The organism is Azorhizobium sp. AG788 (genome assembly GCF_943371865.1).
Lineage (GTDB): Bacteria > Pseudomonadota > Alphaproteobacteria > Rhizobiales > Xanthobacteraceae > Azorhizobium.
Genome location: NZ_CALRWL010000019.1, coordinates 76,029 through 92,266 on the forward strand (window position 1 = coordinate 76,029; position 16,238 = coordinate 92,266).

Sequence of the window (16,238 nt, forward strand, 5' to 3'; positions counted from 1 at the left end):
GACCATGGATCTGGCATTGAACGGTCGCCGCGTGCTGATCACCGGCGCCTCCAAGGGCATCGGCGCTGCCTGCGCCAAGGCGTTTCTGGACGAGGGCGCCACCGTCCTGCTGGCCGCCCGCGACGCCGGCCGGCTCGCCGCCACGGCGGCGGAGCTGTCCGGCGCCGGCGCCACCGCCAATTCCGTCGCCATCTGGGCCGGCGACCTGTCCCAGAGTGCCGAGCGCGAGCGCCTGTTCGCGGAAGCCGGCGCCGTGGACATCCTGATCAATAACGCCGGCGCCATCCCCCCCGGCGGGCTGCTGGACCTCTCCATGGCGCAATGGGAAGAGGCGTGGGCGCTCAAAGTGATGGGCTATATCCACCTCACCCGGCTCTATCTCGGCGCCATGAAGGACACGGGCGCCGGCACCATCGTCAACATCATCGGCAATGCCGGGCGCAACCCGCGCTATGGCTATGTGTGCGGCGCCACCGGCAATGCGGCGCTGATGGCCTTCACCCAGGCGGTGGGCGGCAAATCACCGGACTTCGGGGTGCGGGTGTTCGGCATCAACCCCGGCGCCACCCGCACCGATCGCATCGTGCGGCTGGTGGAAGCCTCTGGCAAGACCGCCGATGAGGCCGCCGCCAGCGCCCCGTTCGGCCGTTTCGGCGAGCCGGACGAAGTGGCCCGCACCACAGCTTTCCTCGCCTCGCCCGCCTGCGGCTATGTGAGCGGCACGGTGCTGGACATCGACGGCGGCAGCGGCTCGCGCTGAGGCCCGGCCCCTCGGGAACCCGTCACCCCATCAGTCGTTGCTTTCCTGGGCGTTGCTGCGCAAGCGTGGCTCCAGATTGAGCTGCGATACTCCTCCTTGACCAGCATGTGCGAGCCAACGAGGAACGGGCTATGGCGGGAACGGCAGCGCAGGGGCTGAATGGAGATACGCCCCCGGCCGTGTGCCAGGGATGCAAGACCACCGGCGATATCCCCGCTTTCACCATGGCGTTCCAGCCGATCGTCTCGCTCACGTCCGGCCTGTCGCCGACCATATGGGGCTATGAAGCCCTGGTGCGCGGCGAGGCCGGCGAAGGCGCCGCCTCGGTATTGGCGCAGGTGACCGAGGAGACGGTGTATCAGTTCGACCAGGCCTGCCGGGTGCGGGCCATCGAGATCGCCGGCGCCCTGGGGCTGGATGCCGTCACCAAGCTCTCCATCAATTTCATGCCCAATGCGGTCTACGAGCCTGCCGCCTGCATCAAGGCCTCGCTGGCGGCGGCGGGGCGCGCCGGGCTGCGCGCCGATCAATTGATGTTCGAATTCACCGAGACCGAGCGGTTCGCGGACATCGGCCATGTGGCCAATATCATCGCCCGCTATCGCCAGATGGGCATGGTGACGGCGCTGGACGATTTCGGCTCCGGCTATTCCGGTCTGGTGCGGCTGGCCGGGCTGCATCCGGACCTGCTGAAGATCGACATCGGCCTGGTGCGCGGGATCGATACGGACCCGCGCCGCCGCGCCATCGTTGGCGCCGTCCTGGCGCTGGCGGGAGAGCTCGACATCCGGGTGATCGCCGAGGGCGTGGAAACCGAAGGCGAATGCCGCACCCTGAGCGCGGCCGGCGTCGACCTGTTCCAGGGCTTCTACTTCGGCCACCCCCAGATCGGCGCCTTGCCGCGCCTCACACTGAACGCCTGACGGCGCCCCTATGCGGCCTCCGCCAGCATGCAGGGGCGGCCTTCGTGGTCGGCGGTCCACAGGTCGAGGCCGGCGTCCGTCTTCACCGCATTGAGTGTCAGCGGCGGGCCATCGAAGATCGGCCGCACGCTGCGGAAGGCGAACGTCTTCGGGCTGCGGCCCAGCAGGCGGCCGGCAAATTCCGCCAGCAAGGTGGCCTGCAACGGGCCATGCACGATCAGGCCGGGATAGCCCTCCTCCTCGATGCAATAGGTGCGGTCGTAATGGATGCGATGGCCGTTGAAGGTGATGGCGGAATAGCGGAACAGCAGCACCGGCGAGGCCTCGACGCTCTCCTGCCAGCTGGCCGTACGCGGCGGGGCCGCCGTGCCCGAACCGCCGGCGGGCGCATCGGTGCCGCGATAGACGATGTCCTGCCGCTCGCGGATCGCCAGGCCCCGCGCGGTGGAGATCTCATGGTCCACGGTGACGAAGCACAAGGTGCCGGTGCGGCCTTCCTTCACCACCACATCGGCGATGCGCGAGGCGCGGGCCACGTCATCGCCCACCCGCAGCGCGTCCAGCCATTCCAGCTTGCCGCCCGCCCACATGCGCCGCGGCAGCGGCACCGGGGGCAGGAAGCCGCCGCGCGCGGGATGGCCATCGGGACCCAGCCCCTCCAGGGGCACCGCCGGCGGGGCGAGGCACCAATGGGCGGTCAGGGTTGTCTCCTCCCCCGCCACGGGGGCGCCGGCGGGGCGATCCAGCGTCACCCGCAATTCGCGCAGGCTGCGGGGGGTGATGAGGTCATGGACCGTCTCGGTGCGGCCGATCCAGCTGCGCAGATGGTCAATATCCAGGGTGACGGACATGGCTCGCCTCAATAGGAGCGCGGCATGCCGAGCACGTGCTCGGCGATGTAGCTGAGGATGAGATTGGTGGAGATGGGCGCCACCTGATAGAGGCGGGTCTCGCGGAACTTGCGCTCCACGTCATATTCCTCGGCGAAGGCGAAGCCGCCATGGGTCTGGACGCAGGCTTCCGCCGCCGCCCAGGAGGCATCCGCCGCCAGCATCTTGGCCATGTTGGCATCCTCGCCGCAATCCTTGCCCTGCTCGAACAGCGCGGCCGCCCGATGCACCATCAATTCGGCCGCCCGCATCTGCGCATAGGCCTTGGCGATGGGGAACTGGATGCCCTGGTTCTGGCCGATGGGCCGGCCGAACACCACCCGCTCCTTGGCATAGGCCGTGGCCTTCTCGATGAACCACTTGGCATCGCCCACGCATTCGGAGGCGATGAGGATGCGCTCCGCATTCATGCCGGAGAGGATGTAGCGGAAGCCCTTGCCCTCCTCGCCGATGAGGTTTTCGGCGGGCACCTTCACATTGTCGAAGAACACTTCCGTGGTGGAATGGTTCATCATCGCCCGGATCGGGCGGATGGTGAGGCCGTCCTTCTTGGCCTCGCGCATATCGACGATGAACACCGAGAGCCCATCGGTGCGCTTCTTCACCTGGTCTTTGGGCGTGGTGCGGGCCAGCAGCAGCATCAAATCGGAGTATTCGGCGCGGGAGGTCCACACCTTCTGACCGTTGACCACATAATGGTCGCCCTTCTTCTCGGCGAAGGTCTTCAGCGAGGTGGTGTCGGTGCCCGAGGTGGGCTCGGTGACGCCGAACGCCTGGAGCCGCAATTCGCCGGAGGCGATCTTGGGCAGATAGGTATTCTTCTGCTCATCACTGCCATGCCGAAGCAGCGCGCCCATGATGTACATCTGGGCGTGACAGGCGCCGCCATTGCAGCCGGCGCGCTGCACCTCCTCCAGGATCGCTGCGGCGGCGGACAAAGGCAGGCCGGCGCCGCCATAGCTTTCCGGGATCAGCGCCGCGAGGAAGCCGGACTGAGTCAGCGCATCCACGAAGGCGGAGGGATAGGCCTGCTCGCGATCCAGCTTGCGCCAATATTCGCCGGGGAATTGCGCGCAGAGCTTGCGCACCGCATCGCGAATGTCCGCATAGGACTGGTCGACGCTCTCGTGCTCGCTGGGCTGGCTCATTGGGGGACTCCGTAACGCAAACCGTGTTGCCTCGGTCTAACAACGGTTCCTGCCATCGGGGAAAGTGATATTTGTGATCGCCTCCATCGGCGAAAGCTTTGCCCTCAGGCCGGCGCCGCCGCCGCGCGGCGCCAGAGCGCAGGCCCGGTCAAATGTACCGAGCGGCCGGTGGCATCCACCGCCACCGTCACCGGCATATCCTCCACCACGAATTCGTGAATCGCCTCCATGCCCAGATCCGCGAACGCCAGCACGGTGGCGCTCTTGATGGCCTTGGACACCAGATAGGCCGCCCCGCCCACCGCGATCAGCGAGGCCGCCTGGTGGCGGGCGATGGCCGCCACCGCCTCAGGCCCGCGCTCGCCCTTGCCGATCATGGCCAGCAGGCCGGTGGCGGCGAGGATCTCCTCCACATAGCCATCCATGCGGGTGGCGGTGGTGGGGCCGGCGGGGCCGACCGCCTCCTCCCGCACCGCCTGCACCGGACCGACATAATAGATCACCCGATCCTTCAGGCTCACCGGCAGCGGCTGTCCGGCGCGCAACAGCTCGGCCATGCGCTGATGGGCGGCATCGCGGCCGGTGAGCATGCGCCCCGTGAGCAGCAGCTTCTCGCCCGGCTGCCAGGTGGCGACCTCGGCGCGGGTAAGCGTATCGAGATTGACCCGCCGGGTGTTGGCGCCGGTCTGCTCGAGCACGATCTGCGGCCAGAGCGACAGGTCCGGCGGATCGAGCCGCACCGGGCCGGAGCCGTCCAGGACCACATGGGCATGGCGGTTGGCGGCGCATTGCGGGATCAGCGCCACCGGCTTGGAGGCGGCGTGGGAGGGGAAGGTGGCGATCTTCACATCCACCACGGTGGTGAGCCCGCCCAACCCCTGCGCGCCGATGCCCAGCGCATTGATCTTGTCATAGAGTTCCAGCCGCATCTCCTCCTCCTGGGAGGCGGGGCCGCGCGCCTGAAGGTCGCTCATGTCGATGGGGGCCAGCAGGGATTCTTTCGCCAGCAGCATAGCCTTTTCGGCGCTGCCGCCGATGCCGAGGCCGATCATCCCCGGCGGGCACCAGCCGGCGCCCAGTTCCGGCACCGTCTTCAGCACCCAGTCCACCACCGAGGCGGACGGATTGAGGGTGGCGAAGCGGGCCTTGTTCTCCGAGCCGCCGCCCTTGGCCGCCACGGTGATCTCCACCGTGCGCCCCGGCACCAGCTCCACATGCACCACGGCGGGGGCGTTGTCGCGGGTGTTGCGGCGCGAGAACAGCGGGTCCTCCACCATGGAGGCGCGCAGCGGATTGTCCGCGTGCAGATAGGCCCGGCGCACGCCCTCGTTGATCAGCGCATTGAGCGAGCGCTCGGTATCGAAGCGCACCTCCATGCCCACCTTGACGAACGCCACCACCAGCCCGGTGTCCTGGCAGATGGGCCGGTGGCCCAGCGCCGCCATGCGCGAATTCACCAGGATCTGGCCGATGGCATCCTTGGCGGCGGGGGAAGCCTCCCGCTCATAGGCCCGGGTGAGGTGGACGATATAGTCCGCCGGGTGGAAATAGGAGATGTACTGCAAGGCGTCGGCGACGCTGGCGATCACATCCTCTTCCGCAATCACCACCGCTGGCCGCATGTCGTCCTCCTGCCGGTCCCGCTCACATGCCCAGGAGACGCGGCAGGAACAGCGAGACCGCCGGAATGTAGGTGATGATGCCCAGGAACACGAGCATGGCCAGCAGCCAGGGCATGACCGCCACGGTCAATTCGCTGATGCCCATCTTGGTGATGCCCGAGGCGACATAGAGATTGAGCCCCACCGGCGGGTGGCACATGCCCACTTCCATGTTGACCACGATCATGATGCCGAAGTGCAGCGGATCGATGCCGAGGCGCACCGCCACCGGGGTCAGGATCGGCGCCATGATGAGGACGATGGAGGACGGCTCCATCACATTGCCCGCCATCAGCAGCAGCAGATTGACCAGCAGCAGGAAGCCGATGGTGCCGAGGCCCAGGTCCACGATCCACTGGGTCATGGCCTGCGGGATGTTCTCATTGGTCATCAGGAACGAGAACAGCGCCGCGTTGGATATGATGTAGAGCAGCATGGCCGACATGTTGGCGCTGGACAGCAGCACCTTGGGCACGTCCTTCAGCCCCATGTCCTTGTAGATGAACACCGCAATGATGAAGGCATAGACCGCCGCCACCGCCGCGGCCTCGGTGGGCGTGAACATGCCGGCATAGATGCCGCCCATCACGATGACGATCAGCAGCAGGCCCCAGATGGAATCCTTGAACGCCGCCCAGCGCTCCAGCCAATTGGCCTTGGCGAGGCGCGGATAGCCGTACTTCCAGGCCCGGTACCAGGTGGTGAGGCCCAGGAGGAAGGCCAGCATCAGGCCGGGCACGATGCCGGCGATGAACAATTGGCCGATGGAGGCGGAGCTGACGCGTTCGCCCGAAGGTCCGGTCATCTGCATGCCGGTGGTGGCCACCGCATACATCACCATCACGATGGACGGCGGAATGAGGATGCCCAGCGCCCCGGAGGTGGTAACGACGCCGGCGCCGAACTTGGGCGGAAAGCCCTGCGCCTGCATGGCCGGCAGGATGATGGAGCCGATGGCGACCACGGTGGCGGGCGAGGAACCGGACACCGCTGCGAACAGGGCGCAGGCCAGCACGCCGGCCAGTCCCAGCCCGCCGTGCCAGTGGCCGATAAGCGAGGTGGCGAATTTGATCAGCCGTCGCGCCACCCCGCCATGGGTGAGGAAATTGCCGGCGAGAATGAAGAACGGGATCGCCATGATCTCGAACTTCTCGATGCCGGTGAACAGCTTCTGGGCGACAATATCCACCGGGATATTGGTCATGGTGAACACGAAACTCAGCACCGTCATGCCGAGCGCGATGGAGATCGGCATGCCCGTGGCCATCAGGACCACGAACAGGCCGAAGATGATCAGCGCGCTCATCGACGGGGCTCCTTCGGAAACAGGTCGCTGTCGGCGATGGCGCTGAGGGCCGGGGTCTCGTCGAGGCCATCCACATGGCCGTGGTCATGCACCGGCAGATGCCCGGTGCGCCAGAACCAGAACGCCACCTGAAGGAAGCGGAAGCACATGAGATAGGAGCCGATGGGGATGGCGAGATAGGCGATCCAGGACGGCATTTCCATTTCCGGCGTGGTGTCGCCGAAGCCGTAGCGGGCCAGCACGAACTTCAGCCCGAACGAGCCCACCACCGCGGTGAACAGCGCCCCGCACAGCAGGCCGAACAGGATCAGGGCCTTGCGCGGGCGGTCCTTCAGCCGGTTCACCAGCACGTCCACGCCCACATGGATGCCGGTGCGCACGCCATAAGCGGCGCCGATCTTGGCCATCCACACGAACATCAGGATGCAGGCTTCCTGGGCCCAGCCCAGATTGATGCCGGACACATAGGGATAGAGCACCCGAACGCCGGAGGCGTAGCGCTGCACCACGGCGACGAAAATGAGCACCGTGGCGGCGCCGATCAGCACCGAGATCAGCGTTTCTTCCAGATGATCCAGAAGATGGGTCAGTGCCGTGCGCGCGCCGTTGGCGCGGATCATCGCCGCCATGTAGACGACGAAGACGACGGCAGTGAACGCAAGCATCACATAGAGCTTGTGCAGCGGCTCTTCCATTCCCCGTCCCTTCGGCCTGAAGCCGTGCGCCGCCGCGGAGAAGCTCCCGGCGGCCGGCGCGTCATGTCCCGTGGAGATATCCCGATGGCCGGCGCCGTTGGCGCCGGATGCAAAGCGGGGCCGGCATGCCGGCCCCGTCCGCTCAGAGGCCGGTGGGCTTGGTTTCCTTCAGCACCATGTCGATGGTGTCCTTGCCGATGCGGCCGGACATCTCGCCATAGACCGGCTCCAGCGCCTTGCGGAAGGCGGCGGTCTCGGCGGCGGTGGGGACGCGGATATCAATGCGGCCGGACTTCTTCATCTCGGCGAGGGCGTCGTCATTCTCCGACTGCGAGATGGAATTGGCATAGACGGTGGCTTCCGCCATGGCCTTGTCCAATTGCGTGCGCACATCCGCCGGCAGGCCGTCCCAGAACGGCTTGTTCACGATCACCGCATAGCCGATATAGCCGTGGTTGGTGACCAGAGCATACTTCTGCACTTCATAGTGCTTCTGGGTATACATGTTGGAGGGCGTGTTCTCGGAGCCGTCCACCACCCCGGTCTGCATGGCCTGATAGACTTCCGAGAAGGCCATCACCTGCGGCAGCGCCCCCAGCGCGCGGAATTGCGCTTCCAGCACCTTGGACGACTGGATGCGCATCTTCAGGCCCTGGAAATCCGCCGGCTTGGCGATGGGCGTGTTGGCGCTCATGATCTTGAAGCCATTGTCCCAATAGGCCAGCCCCTTGATGCCCTTGGACTCCAGCTGCTCGAACAGTTTCTTGCCCACCGCGCCCTGGGTGACCTTCTGCAGCACTTCCTTGTTGGGGAAGATGTAAGGCAGGTCGAACACCTCGAACGCGCGTGCGCCCATGGGGCCGAACTTGGCCAGCGAGGGCGCCAGCATCTGCACCGCCCCGAGCTGGAGCGCCTCCACCTCCTCCTTGTCCTTGTAGAGCTGGGAGTTGGGGTAGATCTCCACCTTGACCTTGCCGGCGGTGTATTTCTCGGCCAGTTCCTTGAACTTTTCGGCGCCCTTGCCCTTGGGCGTATCGGGCGCCACCACGTGGCTGAACTTGATGACGATCTGCTGCGCCTGGGCGGCGGGGCCGCTCAACAGGGTCGCGGCGGCGAGCAATGCGCCGAAAAGGGTCTTGTGCATGGCGTCTCTCCCGAAGCGGTCTTGTGGTGATCGACCCTCTGTCGGCGCGGGGCGCCCCGGGGTCGTCTTGCGGCCCCTCTGCGTGGGCTCGTCTCTACGTGGGCTCGTCTACGCGGGCTCTTGGCACACCATGGCAGCCAATGGGCCATGGGAAAATAGCGTTGTTACCTCCCCGCCCATGGGACCGGGACGCCGCGGCGCGGAGGGACTCATCATCCCGCAACGACCGCCGTTCACATCTTGGAGAGCGACCGGGGCAGAGCCAAAGACGATTTCATGTTGGTGAGCATAAGGGAAAGTTATGCCCCGCGGCTGCACCGGAAACTGACGCTAGGGCAGATGCCCAGTGCCGGACGGGCAGTAGCCGCCCCTTCCGCTGACGATCAGCGCCTCGCGTCCCCGTCGTCCACCAGCGTCGCGCGCCAGACCCCGTCGCGCACCAGTCCGATCAACGTGGTGTGGGCCAATTCCTCGATCGCCCGCACCGCATTGGACAAGGGCCGGTCGCTGGGGCGCACCACATGCAAATCGCGGGTGAGCACCGGAGTGCCCAAAGGCCAGGTCTTCAGCCGTCCCGCTTCCAGTTCCCCCTGCACCGCCGCCGCCGGCAGGATGGCATAGCCCAGGCCGCCCTCCACCAGCAGCTTGATCTGGCCATAGGTGTCGAGATCGATCACCGTGGTCAGCCGCACCGCCTCGGCGGCGGCCCGCTCCTCGATCAGATCGCGCAGGCCATGGCCGGGACTGGGGAGGATCAGCGTCAGCCCCGCCACCGCCGCGAACGGCAGCGGCCCGTCCGGGGGGTGAGGATGGCCCATGGGCGCCACCGGCCCCAGCAGGCACAGATCCTCGCAGAGCACGCGGCGCGCCTCCAAGCCCTTGTCGGTGACGGTGCGATAGAGCACGCCGAGGTCGATCTTGCCTTCCCGCAGCCAGTCCAGCACGAAGCCGCTCATGGCCTCGGCCACCCGCAGCTTGACCTTGGGATAGCGCCGCCGCGCCTCGGTGATCAGCGGCACGCACAGCATCTGGCTGATGGTGCCCGGCAGGCCGAAGCGCACCTCGCCTTCCGGCTCCGTATGCTGGCCGCGCACCGCCTCGCGGGCGACCTCCATCTGCCCCAGCATCACCCGCGCATGGCGCAGCAGGGTCTCGCCGGCCTCGGTCGGCCGCACCCCTTGGGGCGAGCGGAACAGCAGTTCGACCCCGAGGTCGATCTCCATGTTGCGCACATGCTGGCTGAGCGCCGGCTGCGCGATGTGCAGCCGCTGCGCCGCCTTGGAGAATGACCCGCACTCGGCAATGGCCACGAAATAGCGAAGCTGGCGCAGGTCCACGGTCGGCATCATCCCTGAGGGTCAGATGCCAAACCTATAGCCCCCTCGCAACACGACGTGCAAACCTTATGGCGCGGTTCAGGCGGGCCGCGCCAACAGATGCACCCGATGCGGCTGACGCAGCGCGGTGCCGCCGTCGGTCGCCTCGCCCACGCGGGCCATGATGGCGGCGACGGTGTCCTTTTCCCGCTCGGCCACCGGCGCGCGAGTGGGGTCCACTTCCACCACCTTGGCGAGGAAGGCGGCCGGCGTGGAGAACACGCGGCGGTCGTCAAACTCCACCTCGTTCAGGCAGGCCAGCTGCCCCGACGCCAGAGCGGCCGCGATGGCCGCCTGCGCCTGTGCCCGGATCTCGGTCTCGTCCTCCACCGGACGCATGGCGTCGAAGAACGAGCCTTCCGCCAGCGGCTCCACCACCAGCACCGGCCCGGCGCTCACCCGCGCCGCCTCCCGCAACGCCCCCGCCATCAGCGCCTCGGGCACATGATGCAGGGCATTGTGGATCACCACCGCGTCGAACGCCCCGTCGGGATAAGGCAGGGCTTCGGCGGACGCGCGGGTGAAGCTGGCATCGGGCACCGCCAGCTGCGCCGCCGCCACCGCCTCGTCCTGGGGATCGATGCCGGTCACCACCGCCCCGCGCTTGGCCAAGGCGCGGGCCAGCGCGCCATGGCCGCAGCCCACATCGAGAATGCGCCGGCCCGCGAACGGCCCGATCCACTCTTCCATCACCGACAGGCTGGTCCGCGTCTCCCGGCTCATGCGCCGTTCCCTTCGATCTTGGCGGCCAGCGCGGAAGCAAATTCTGCCCGCACCGCCTGCGAATGTTGCCCCAACCCCGGCACGGGCCCGAAGACCGGCAAGGTATGATCCACCAGCGCCCCGGGCGCCAGCAGGCGCACCGGGCCGGTGGGGGTCTCCACCGTCACATAGCGGTTCTGCGGATGCTGGGCCACATCCTCCAGGGTGGAGACGCGGCCATAGGCGATGCGCGCCGCCTCCAGCCGCGCCACCACTTGATCGCGGCTCAGGGTGCCGAACACCGCATCGATCTCGCCATTCAAGGCCGGGCGCGCGGCGACGCGGGCGCTGTTGTCGGTGAAGCGGGGATCGGTGGCCAGGGCCGGCTGCCCCAGCACCTGATCGCAGAACATGCCCCACTCGCGCTCGTTCTGGATCGACAGCAGCACCGCCTTGCCGTCGCCGCAGACATAGGCGCCATAGGGGGCGATGGTGGGATGGGTGAGGCCGGCGCGGGCCGGCACCTTGCCGCCATAGGCATATTGCAGATAGGGCACGTTCATCCAGTCGGCGAGCGCATGGTAGAGCGAGACCGCGATGTGCCGCCCCTGCCCGGTGCGCTCGCGCGCGAACAGGGCCTGCAGCACCGCCTGGAACGCGGTCATGCCGGCGGCGATGTCGCAGACCGAGACCCCCACGCGGGCCGAGCCGTGCTCGTTGCCGGTGATGGCGGACAGGCCGGTCTCCGCCTGCACCAGCAGATCATAGGCCTTCAGGTCGCGATACGGCCCCTCGTCGCCATAGCCGGAGATGGAGCAGGTGATCAGGCGCGGGTTTGCCGCCCGCAGATCCGCCGGGGCGAAGCCCAGCCGGTCGATCACGCCGGGGGCGAGATTCTGGATGAATATATCCGCCTGCGCCACCAGGGCCGCGAGCACCGCCACATCGTCCGGGGCTTTCAGATCCAGGCAGACCGATTCCTTGCCCCGGTTCAGCCAGACGAAATAGGCGCTTTCCCCATGCACCAGATGGTCATAGCCGCGGGCGAAATCGCCCTCAGGCCGCTCCACCTTGATGACGCGGGCGCCCCCGTCCGCCAGCCGGCTGGACAAATAGGGCGCGGCCACCGCCTGTTCCACCGAGACCACGAGGAGGCCTTCAAGATCGTTCTGCATCGGACCCGCAAGGTTGGAGGACGGACCGGGGGCCGAAAGACCCAGACGGTGGCACCAGGGCCGCCACGGACACGGCGGCCAGCGGGAACGATTGCCCCGGCGCCGTCAGAACACAAATATGAGTGTCCGCTAGGTGCCATAGGGTTTCGCGATAGCTAGGCCGGCGCGCGCGGCGGCAGGCTCACCCCACCGCCGGAACGGGGCGGTGCACATCGGGACCGTCCGACAGGAAACTGATGCTGAGATATCCCGCCACGTCGCCCCCGTGCGGAGCGGGTTGCGCCGGCACCGGTTCGACCATGACCCCCACTGCGGCCAGCGCCGTCACCAGCGCACCGACCGCATCGCCCGGCAGGTCGAACGCAATGGCCGCCAGCATGTTGGAATAGAGCTGCTGGTTCTTGATCCAGCCGCCGAGGCCGGTGATGGCGTCCATGGCCTCGAACACGGCGACATTGAACTGGCGCCGGCAGACGGCTTCCATCCGGATCATGCGATGGCCTCACGCGGCGGGCGCATCGGCCCATCCCCCACGCCATAACCCCGCCCACCCCGCCCGCCAAGATGGCCGCGCCATCCCGGACACGGCCGTCCACCGGCCTGGCGATGGATGCTAGACGGCTTTGCTATAGGCCCGCGCGCAAATCCTTATTTGCCTGCGGCGCGCCGGGCGGCACTGTGCCCATTCCCTTTCCTCCCGGTGGACTTTCCATGGGCGCCTTCCTGCTGACCGACCGCCTCGCCGTCCTGTTCGTTCCCGGCGACCGGCCGGAGCGCTTCGCCAAGGCGCTGGCCGCCGGCGCCGATGGCGTGATCGTGGACCTGGAAGACGCGGTGGCGCAGGACCAGAAAGCCGCCGCCCGGGCCAAGATCGCCGCCGGCTGGCCGGCTGAGGGCCGCCTGTTGCTGCGCATCAATGCCCGCGCCACTCCGTTCCAGGCCGACGACCTCGCGCTCGCCCGCACCTTGCGCCTGGCCGGCATCGTGCTGCCCAAGGCGGAACAGCCGGCGGACATCGCGGTCGTGCGCGCCGACCTGCCTGACGTGCCGGTGATCGCGCTGATCGAGAGCGCGCTCGGACTGGCCAATGCCCGTGCGCTCGCCGCCACTGACGGTGTGGCGCGGCTGGCGTTCGGCTCCATCGATTATTGCGCCGATCTGGGCAGCGCCCATACCCGCGAGGCGCTGCTGATGGCCCGCAGCGAACTGGTCTTGGCCTCGCGCCTCGCCGGCCTTGCCGGGCCGGTGGACGGCGTGACCACCGCCGTCGCCGATGCGGCCCTGGCGCAGGACGATGCGGCCTATGCCGCGCAACTGGGCTTCAACGGCAAATTGTGCATCCATCCCAATCAGGTGGCGCCGGTGCTCCAGGGTTTTGCCCCCAGCGCCGACGAAGTGGCCTGGGCGGGGCGCATCCTGGCGGCCATGGCGGCGGGGGCCGGTGCGCTGCAGGTGGATGGCGCCATGGTCGATGCCCCGGTGCGCGCCCGCGCCGAGAGCATCCTGCGGCGGGCGAACAGCGTGAACGAGGTGTCCCATGGCCAATGAAACCCGGATTCTCGCCGACTTCGTCGTCGGCCTGCGCTTCGAGCATCTCCCGCCGGCCGTGGTGGCCCGCGCGGAGCGGCTGGTGCTGGACTTCCTCGGCAATATCGCCCGCGGCGGTGCCGAGGCGGAATCCAGCCCCTCGCTGCGCGCCACCCTTGCCCGTCTCGGCCTCGACGGGCCGGGCATCGCCACCGTGGTGGGCAGCACCCGCGGCTATGCCCCGCCCATCGCCGCGCTGCTGAATGGGGTTTATGGCCATTCGCTGGATTTCGACGACACCCATGCGGCCTCCTCGCTGCATCCCAGCGCCCCGGTGGTGCCGGCGGCGCTGGCTGCCGCCGAACTGACCGGCGCCGACACCCGCGCCTTCCTCACCGCCGTGGTGGCCGGCTATGAGGTCTGCTGCCGGCTGGGCCTGGCGGTGGACCCCACCGCCCATTACGCCCGCGGCTTCCACCCCACCGCCACCACCGGCGTGTTCGCCGCCGCCGCTGCCGCCGGCCTGCTGCTGGGGCTGGATGCGGACAAGATGGTGTCTGCCTTCGGCATCGCCGGCAGCCAGGCCGCCGGCTCGCTGCAATTCCTGGTCAGCGGCGCCTGGACCAAGCGCTATCAAGTGGGCGCGGCCGCCATGAACGGGCTGATCGCCGCCACCTTGGCGGCGGAAGGCTTCAAGGGCTCGGTCGCGGCGCTGGAGGGCGCGCACGGCTTCTTCCAGGGCTATAGCGGCGCCGCCGATCCCGCCCGCGCCATCCGCGATCTCGGCACCGGCTGGGAGACGCTGGAGATCGCGCTCAAGCCCTATCCCAGCTGCCGCTACACCCATGCGGCGCTGGATGGATTGCTGGCCCTGCGCGCGGAAATGCACCTCCAGCCCGCCGACATCACCGCCCTCACCATCGGCCTGCACCCCAACGGCATCACGCTGACCGGCGCGCCGCTGGCCGCCAAGCGGCGGGCGCGCACGGTGGTGGAGGGGCAGTTCTCCATGCCCTTCACCGCCGCCGTGGCCCTGGACCAGGGCCGCTTCGGCTGGGACGACTACCGGCGCCTGGGCGAGCCGGGCCTCGACGCTCTGGCCGACCGCATCGACGTGGTGGCCGATGCCTCGCTGGAAGGCCTTGCCCATCCGTTCGGGGCCACGCTCACCCTGACCACGCCGGCGGGTATCGTGGCGCGGCGGATCCCCGATCCCTCCGGCGAGCCGCATCTGTTTCCCACCGACGCGGCGCTGGAAGGAAAGTTCGCCACCTTGACGGAGCCGGTGCTGGGCGCGGGCACGGCGGCTTTGGCGGACGCGACGCTGGCCTTGTCACAGCCGCGGCCCATCGGCATGTTCAGCACCTTGGCCCGCCCGGCCTGAGCGTTGCCGCGCACACACGCCCCCGCCCACGCGGTGGAAGGTCGCAGGCCGCGACCGCCACAGAACGCCACGATGCGCTACAAGGCCCGCGGTGGGGGCCACATGATGTGTGAACGGATGCTTGAATGAGCCGTTTCCGCCGCGCCCGCCGCATCGCGGCGTGCGTCGTTGCTGTTTTGGTGGTGTTGACCCTGGCCCATGCCTATCTGGCCCAGGCGGCGGAACGCGACTACCCGCCCACGGGCCTGTTCCTGACCGTGGACGGCGTCCACCTGCACTATACCGAGGAGGGCGAAGGCCCCGTTCTGGTGCTGCTGCACGGCAACGGCGCCATGGTGGAGGACTTCGCGCTCAGCGGGCTGGTGGAGCGGGCCGCCCAGAGCTTCCGGGTCATTTCCTTCGACCGCCCCGGCTTCGGCCACAGCACCCGCCCGCGCGGCGTCGAATGGACCCCGACGGCGCAGGCCCGGCTCATCAGCGAGGCCCTCGCCCGGATGGGTGTCACCCAGGCGATCGTGCTCGGCCATTCCTGGGGGGCGCTGGTGGCGGTGACGCTGGCCCTCGACAATCCCCGCCTGGTGCAGGGCCTGGTGCTGGAGGCCGGCTATTTCTTCCAGAGCCCGCGGCTCGATGCCCGGATGGTGCGTCTGGTCGCCCAGCCGGGCCTTGAGGATGTGTTCAGCTATACCCTCACGCCGCTGATGGCCCGCCTGCTGTGGACGCCGATCATGGACGACGTGTTCGGCCCCGATGCGGTTCCGGCGCAATTCGCGCGCTTTCCCAAGGCACTGGCGCTGCGGCCGTCGCAATTGCGCGCCGCCACCGAGGAGGTGGCGCTGCTCAATAGCGGCGCCGCCGCGCTGGAAGGCCGGCTGGGGCGGCTGGCCCTGCCCGTGGCCATTGTGGTGGGCGATGGCGACCGGCTGATCGATCCCCAGAGCCAGTCGATCCGCCTGCACCAGACCCTGCCGCAGAGCAGCCTGCGGGTGATCCCCGGCGGTGGCCACATGGTGCACCAGACCGCCCTCGACGACGTCATGGCGGCCATCGACGAAGTGGACCAGTCGGTCCGCCCGGATCCCGGCCCGGGCCTCTCCCCACCGTCGGGCGCGCTGCGGCGCGGCGTTCCCACGCCGGCCCCCTGGCCCCTGGCGCGCTGAGCCGCCCCCCTCGCACGCCCGGGCGGGCGGTTGGTCACGGTTGGTCCAAGACCTGGCACGCGGTTGCTGCCGTCCGGTGGCGGGGCTATCAGGGCGTGGACATCGGGGAATGACGCGCCGGCGCCCTCCTGTCCGGCGCCCGTCGGCCGCCCCTGACCTTTACGGATCAACCATGCCCTTGCTGCGTGCGTTCTTCGCCTATTACCGGCCCTACAAAGGCCTGTTCCTGCTGGATTTTACCTGCGCGGTGGTCTCGGGCCTCTTGGAACTGGGCTTCCCCATGGCGGTGAAGCTGTTCGTGGACGATCTGCTCCCCGCCCAGAACTGGGGCCTGATCGCCGCCGCCGCCGCGGCCCTGCTGGGGGTCTATCTGGTCAATGCCGGGCT

At 68.4% G+C, this 16,238-nt stretch carries 15 protein-coding genes and 1 pseudogene; 6 read left to right on the top strand and 10 right to left on the bottom strand.

Going from position 1 to position 16,238, the window contains the following annotated elements:
• The first annotated feature begins 4 nt into the window (after window positions 1-4).
• Complete coding sequence (locus AAG816_RS13255) at window positions 5-760, top strand: short-chain dehydrogenase/reductase (RefSeq protein WP_341990117.1); 756 nt, start codon at window positions 5-7, stop codon at window positions 758-760.
• Between the two features lie 131 nt (window positions 761-891).
• On the top strand, window positions 892-1,683 hold the full coding sequence (locus AAG816_RS13260; protein WP_341990118.1) for an EAL domain-containing protein: 792 nt from the start codon (window positions 892-894) through the stop codon (window positions 1,681-1,683).
• Window positions 1,684-1,691: 8 nt separating this feature from the next.
• On the opposite strand, the gene AAG816_RS13265 is transcribed toward AAG816_RS13260, so the two are convergent.
• From AAG816_RS13265 to AAG816_RS13310, 10 genes are all read right to left on the bottom strand, one after another.
• A complete protein-coding gene (locus tag AAG816_RS13265; RefSeq protein WP_341990119.1) occupies window positions 1,692-2,534 on the bottom strand; it encodes a MaoC family dehydratase N-terminal domain-containing protein in 843 nt (280 codons plus the stop codon).
• Window positions 2,535-2,542: 8 nt separating this feature from the next.
• A complete protein-coding gene (locus tag AAG816_RS13270; RefSeq protein WP_341990120.1) occupies window positions 2,543-3,721 on the bottom strand; it encodes an acyl-CoA dehydrogenase family protein in 1,179 nt (392 codons plus the stop codon).
• Between the two features lie 104 nt (window positions 3,722-3,825).
• On the bottom strand, window positions 3,826-5,343 hold the full coding sequence (locus AAG816_RS13275) for a fumarate hydratase (protein ID WP_341990121.1): 1,518 nt from the start codon (window positions 5,341-5,343) through the stop codon (window positions 3,826-3,828).
• A gap of 22 nt (window positions 5,344-5,365) precedes the next feature.
• Window positions 5,366-6,688 carry a TRAP transporter large permease subunit gene (locus AAG816_RS13280; protein WP_341990122.1) on the bottom strand — a complete coding sequence of 441 codons (1,323 nt, stop codon included), beginning with the start codon at window positions 6,686-6,688 and terminating at the stop codon, window positions 5,366-5,368.
• Complete coding sequence (locus tag AAG816_RS13285) at window positions 6,685-7,308, bottom strand: TRAP transporter small permease (RefSeq protein ID WP_341990133.1); 624 nt, start codon at window positions 7,306-7,308, stop codon at window positions 6,685-6,687. Before AAG816_RS13285 ends, AAG816_RS13280 begins: the two co-directional genes overlap by 4 nt.
• Before the next feature lie 217 nt (window positions 7,309-7,525).
• Window positions 7,526-8,527, bottom strand: a complete 1,002-nt coding sequence (locus AAG816_RS13290) for a TRAP transporter substrate-binding protein (RefSeq protein WP_341990123.1) — start codon at window positions 8,525-8,527, stop codon at window positions 7,526-7,528.
• 383 nt (window positions 8,528-8,910) lie between these two features.
• Complete coding sequence (locus AAG816_RS13295) at window positions 8,911-9,876, bottom strand: LysR substrate-binding domain-containing protein (RefSeq protein WP_341990124.1); 966 nt, start codon at window positions 9,874-9,876, stop codon at window positions 8,911-8,913.
• Between the two features lie 66 nt (window positions 9,877-9,942).
• On the bottom strand, window positions 9,943-10,626 hold the full coding sequence (locus AAG816_RS13300; RefSeq protein ID WP_341990125.1) for a class I SAM-dependent methyltransferase: 684 nt from the start codon (window positions 10,624-10,626) through the stop codon (window positions 9,943-9,945).
• Complete coding sequence (locus tag AAG816_RS13305; RefSeq protein WP_341990126.1) at window positions 10,623-11,780, bottom strand: CaiB/BaiF CoA-transferase family protein; 1,158 nt, start codon at window positions 11,778-11,780, stop codon at window positions 10,623-10,625. Before AAG816_RS13305 ends, AAG816_RS13300 begins: the two co-directional genes overlap by 4 nt.
• Before the next feature lie 181 nt (window positions 11,781-11,961).
• Window positions 11,962-12,273, bottom strand: coding sequence for a hypothetical protein (locus tag AAG816_RS13310; RefSeq protein WP_341990127.1), 312 nt, complete (start codon window positions 12,271-12,273; stop codon window positions 11,962-11,964).
• A gap of 218 nt (window positions 12,274-12,491) precedes the next feature.
• On the opposite strand from AAG816_RS13310, the gene AAG816_RS13315 reads away from it, so the two are divergent.
• The 4 genes and pseudogenes from AAG816_RS13315 to AAG816_RS13330 form a co-directional block, all read left to right on the top strand.
• Window positions 12,492-13,328, top strand: coding sequence for a CoA ester lyase (locus AAG816_RS13315; RefSeq protein WP_341990128.1), 837 nt, complete (start codon window positions 12,492-12,494; stop codon window positions 13,326-13,328).
• On the top strand, window positions 13,318-14,691 hold the full coding sequence (locus AAG816_RS13320; protein WP_341990129.1) for an MmgE/PrpD family protein: 1,374 nt from the start codon (window positions 13,318-13,320) through the stop codon (window positions 14,689-14,691). The genes AAG816_RS13315 and AAG816_RS13320 overlap by 11 nt, the downstream gene beginning before the upstream one ends.
• Before the next feature lie 125 nt (window positions 14,692-14,816).
• A complete protein-coding gene (locus AAG816_RS13325; protein ID WP_341990130.1) occupies window positions 14,817-15,851 on the top strand; it encodes an alpha/beta hydrolase in 1,035 nt (344 codons plus the stop codon).
• Window positions 15,852-16,023: 172 nt separating this feature from the next.
• A pseudogene (locus AAG816_RS13330) lies at window positions 16,024-16,238 on the top strand (multidrug ABC transporter ATP-binding protein); the annotation flags it as partial.

Excerpts from the sequence above, each read along its gene's own strand:
- AAG816_RS13285 (WP_341990133.1), bottom strand. The coding sequence starts at position 7,308 with ATGATCCGCGCCAACGGCGCGCGCACGGCACTGACCCATCTTCTGGAT.
- AAG816_RS13325 (WP_341990130.1), top strand. The coding sequence starts at position 14,817 with ATGAGCCGTTTCCGCCGCGCCCGCCGCATCGCGGCGTGCGTCGTTGCT.
- AAG816_RS13260 (WP_341990118.1), top strand. The coding sequence starts at position 892 with ATGGCGGGAACGGCAGCGCAGGGGCTGAATGGAGATACGCCCCCGGCC.
- AAG816_RS13275 (WP_341990121.1), bottom strand. The coding sequence starts at position 5,343 with ATGCGGCCAGCGGTGGTGATTGCGGAAGAGGATGTGATCGCCAGCGTC.
- AAG816_RS13305 (WP_341990126.1), bottom strand. The coding sequence starts at position 11,780 with ATGCAGAACGATCTTGAAGGCCTCCTCGTGGTCTCGGTGGAACAGGCG.
- AAG816_RS13270 (WP_341990120.1), bottom strand. The coding sequence starts at position 3,721 with ATGAGCCAGCCCAGCGAGCACGAGAGCGTCGACCAGTCCTATGCGGAC.
- AAG816_RS13310 (WP_341990127.1), bottom strand. The coding sequence starts at position 12,273 with ATGATCCGGATGGAAGCCGTCTGCCGGCGCCAGTTCAATGTCGCCGTG.
- AAG816_RS13315 (WP_341990128.1), top strand. The coding sequence starts at position 12,492 with ATGGGCGCCTTCCTGCTGACCGACCGCCTCGCCGTCCTGTTCGTTCCC.
- AAG816_RS13255 (WP_341990117.1), top strand. The coding sequence starts at position 5 with ATGGATCTGGCATTGAACGGTCGCCGCGTGCTGATCACCGGCGCCTCC.
- AAG816_RS13280 (WP_341990122.1), bottom strand. The coding sequence starts at position 6,688 with ATGAGCGCGCTGATCATCTTCGGCCTGTTCGTGGTCCTGATGGCCACG.
- AAG816_RS13290 (WP_341990123.1), bottom strand. The coding sequence starts at position 8,527 with ATGCACAAGACCCTTTTCGGCGCATTGCTCGCCGCCGCGACCCTGTTG.
- AAG816_RS13320 (WP_341990129.1), top strand. The coding sequence starts at position 13,318 with ATGGCCAATGAAACCCGGATTCTCGCCGACTTCGTCGTCGGCCTGCGC.
- AAG816_RS13295 (WP_341990124.1), bottom strand. The coding sequence starts at position 9,876 with ATGATGCCGACCGTGGACCTGCGCCAGCTTCGCTATTTCGTGGCCATT.
- AAG816_RS13265 (WP_341990119.1), bottom strand. The coding sequence starts at position 2,534 with ATGTCCGTCACCCTGGATATTGACCATCTGCGCAGCTGGATCGGCCGC.
- AAG816_RS13300 (WP_341990125.1), bottom strand. The coding sequence starts at position 10,626 with ATGAGCCGGGAGACGCGGACCAGCCTGTCGGTGATGGAAGAGTGGATC.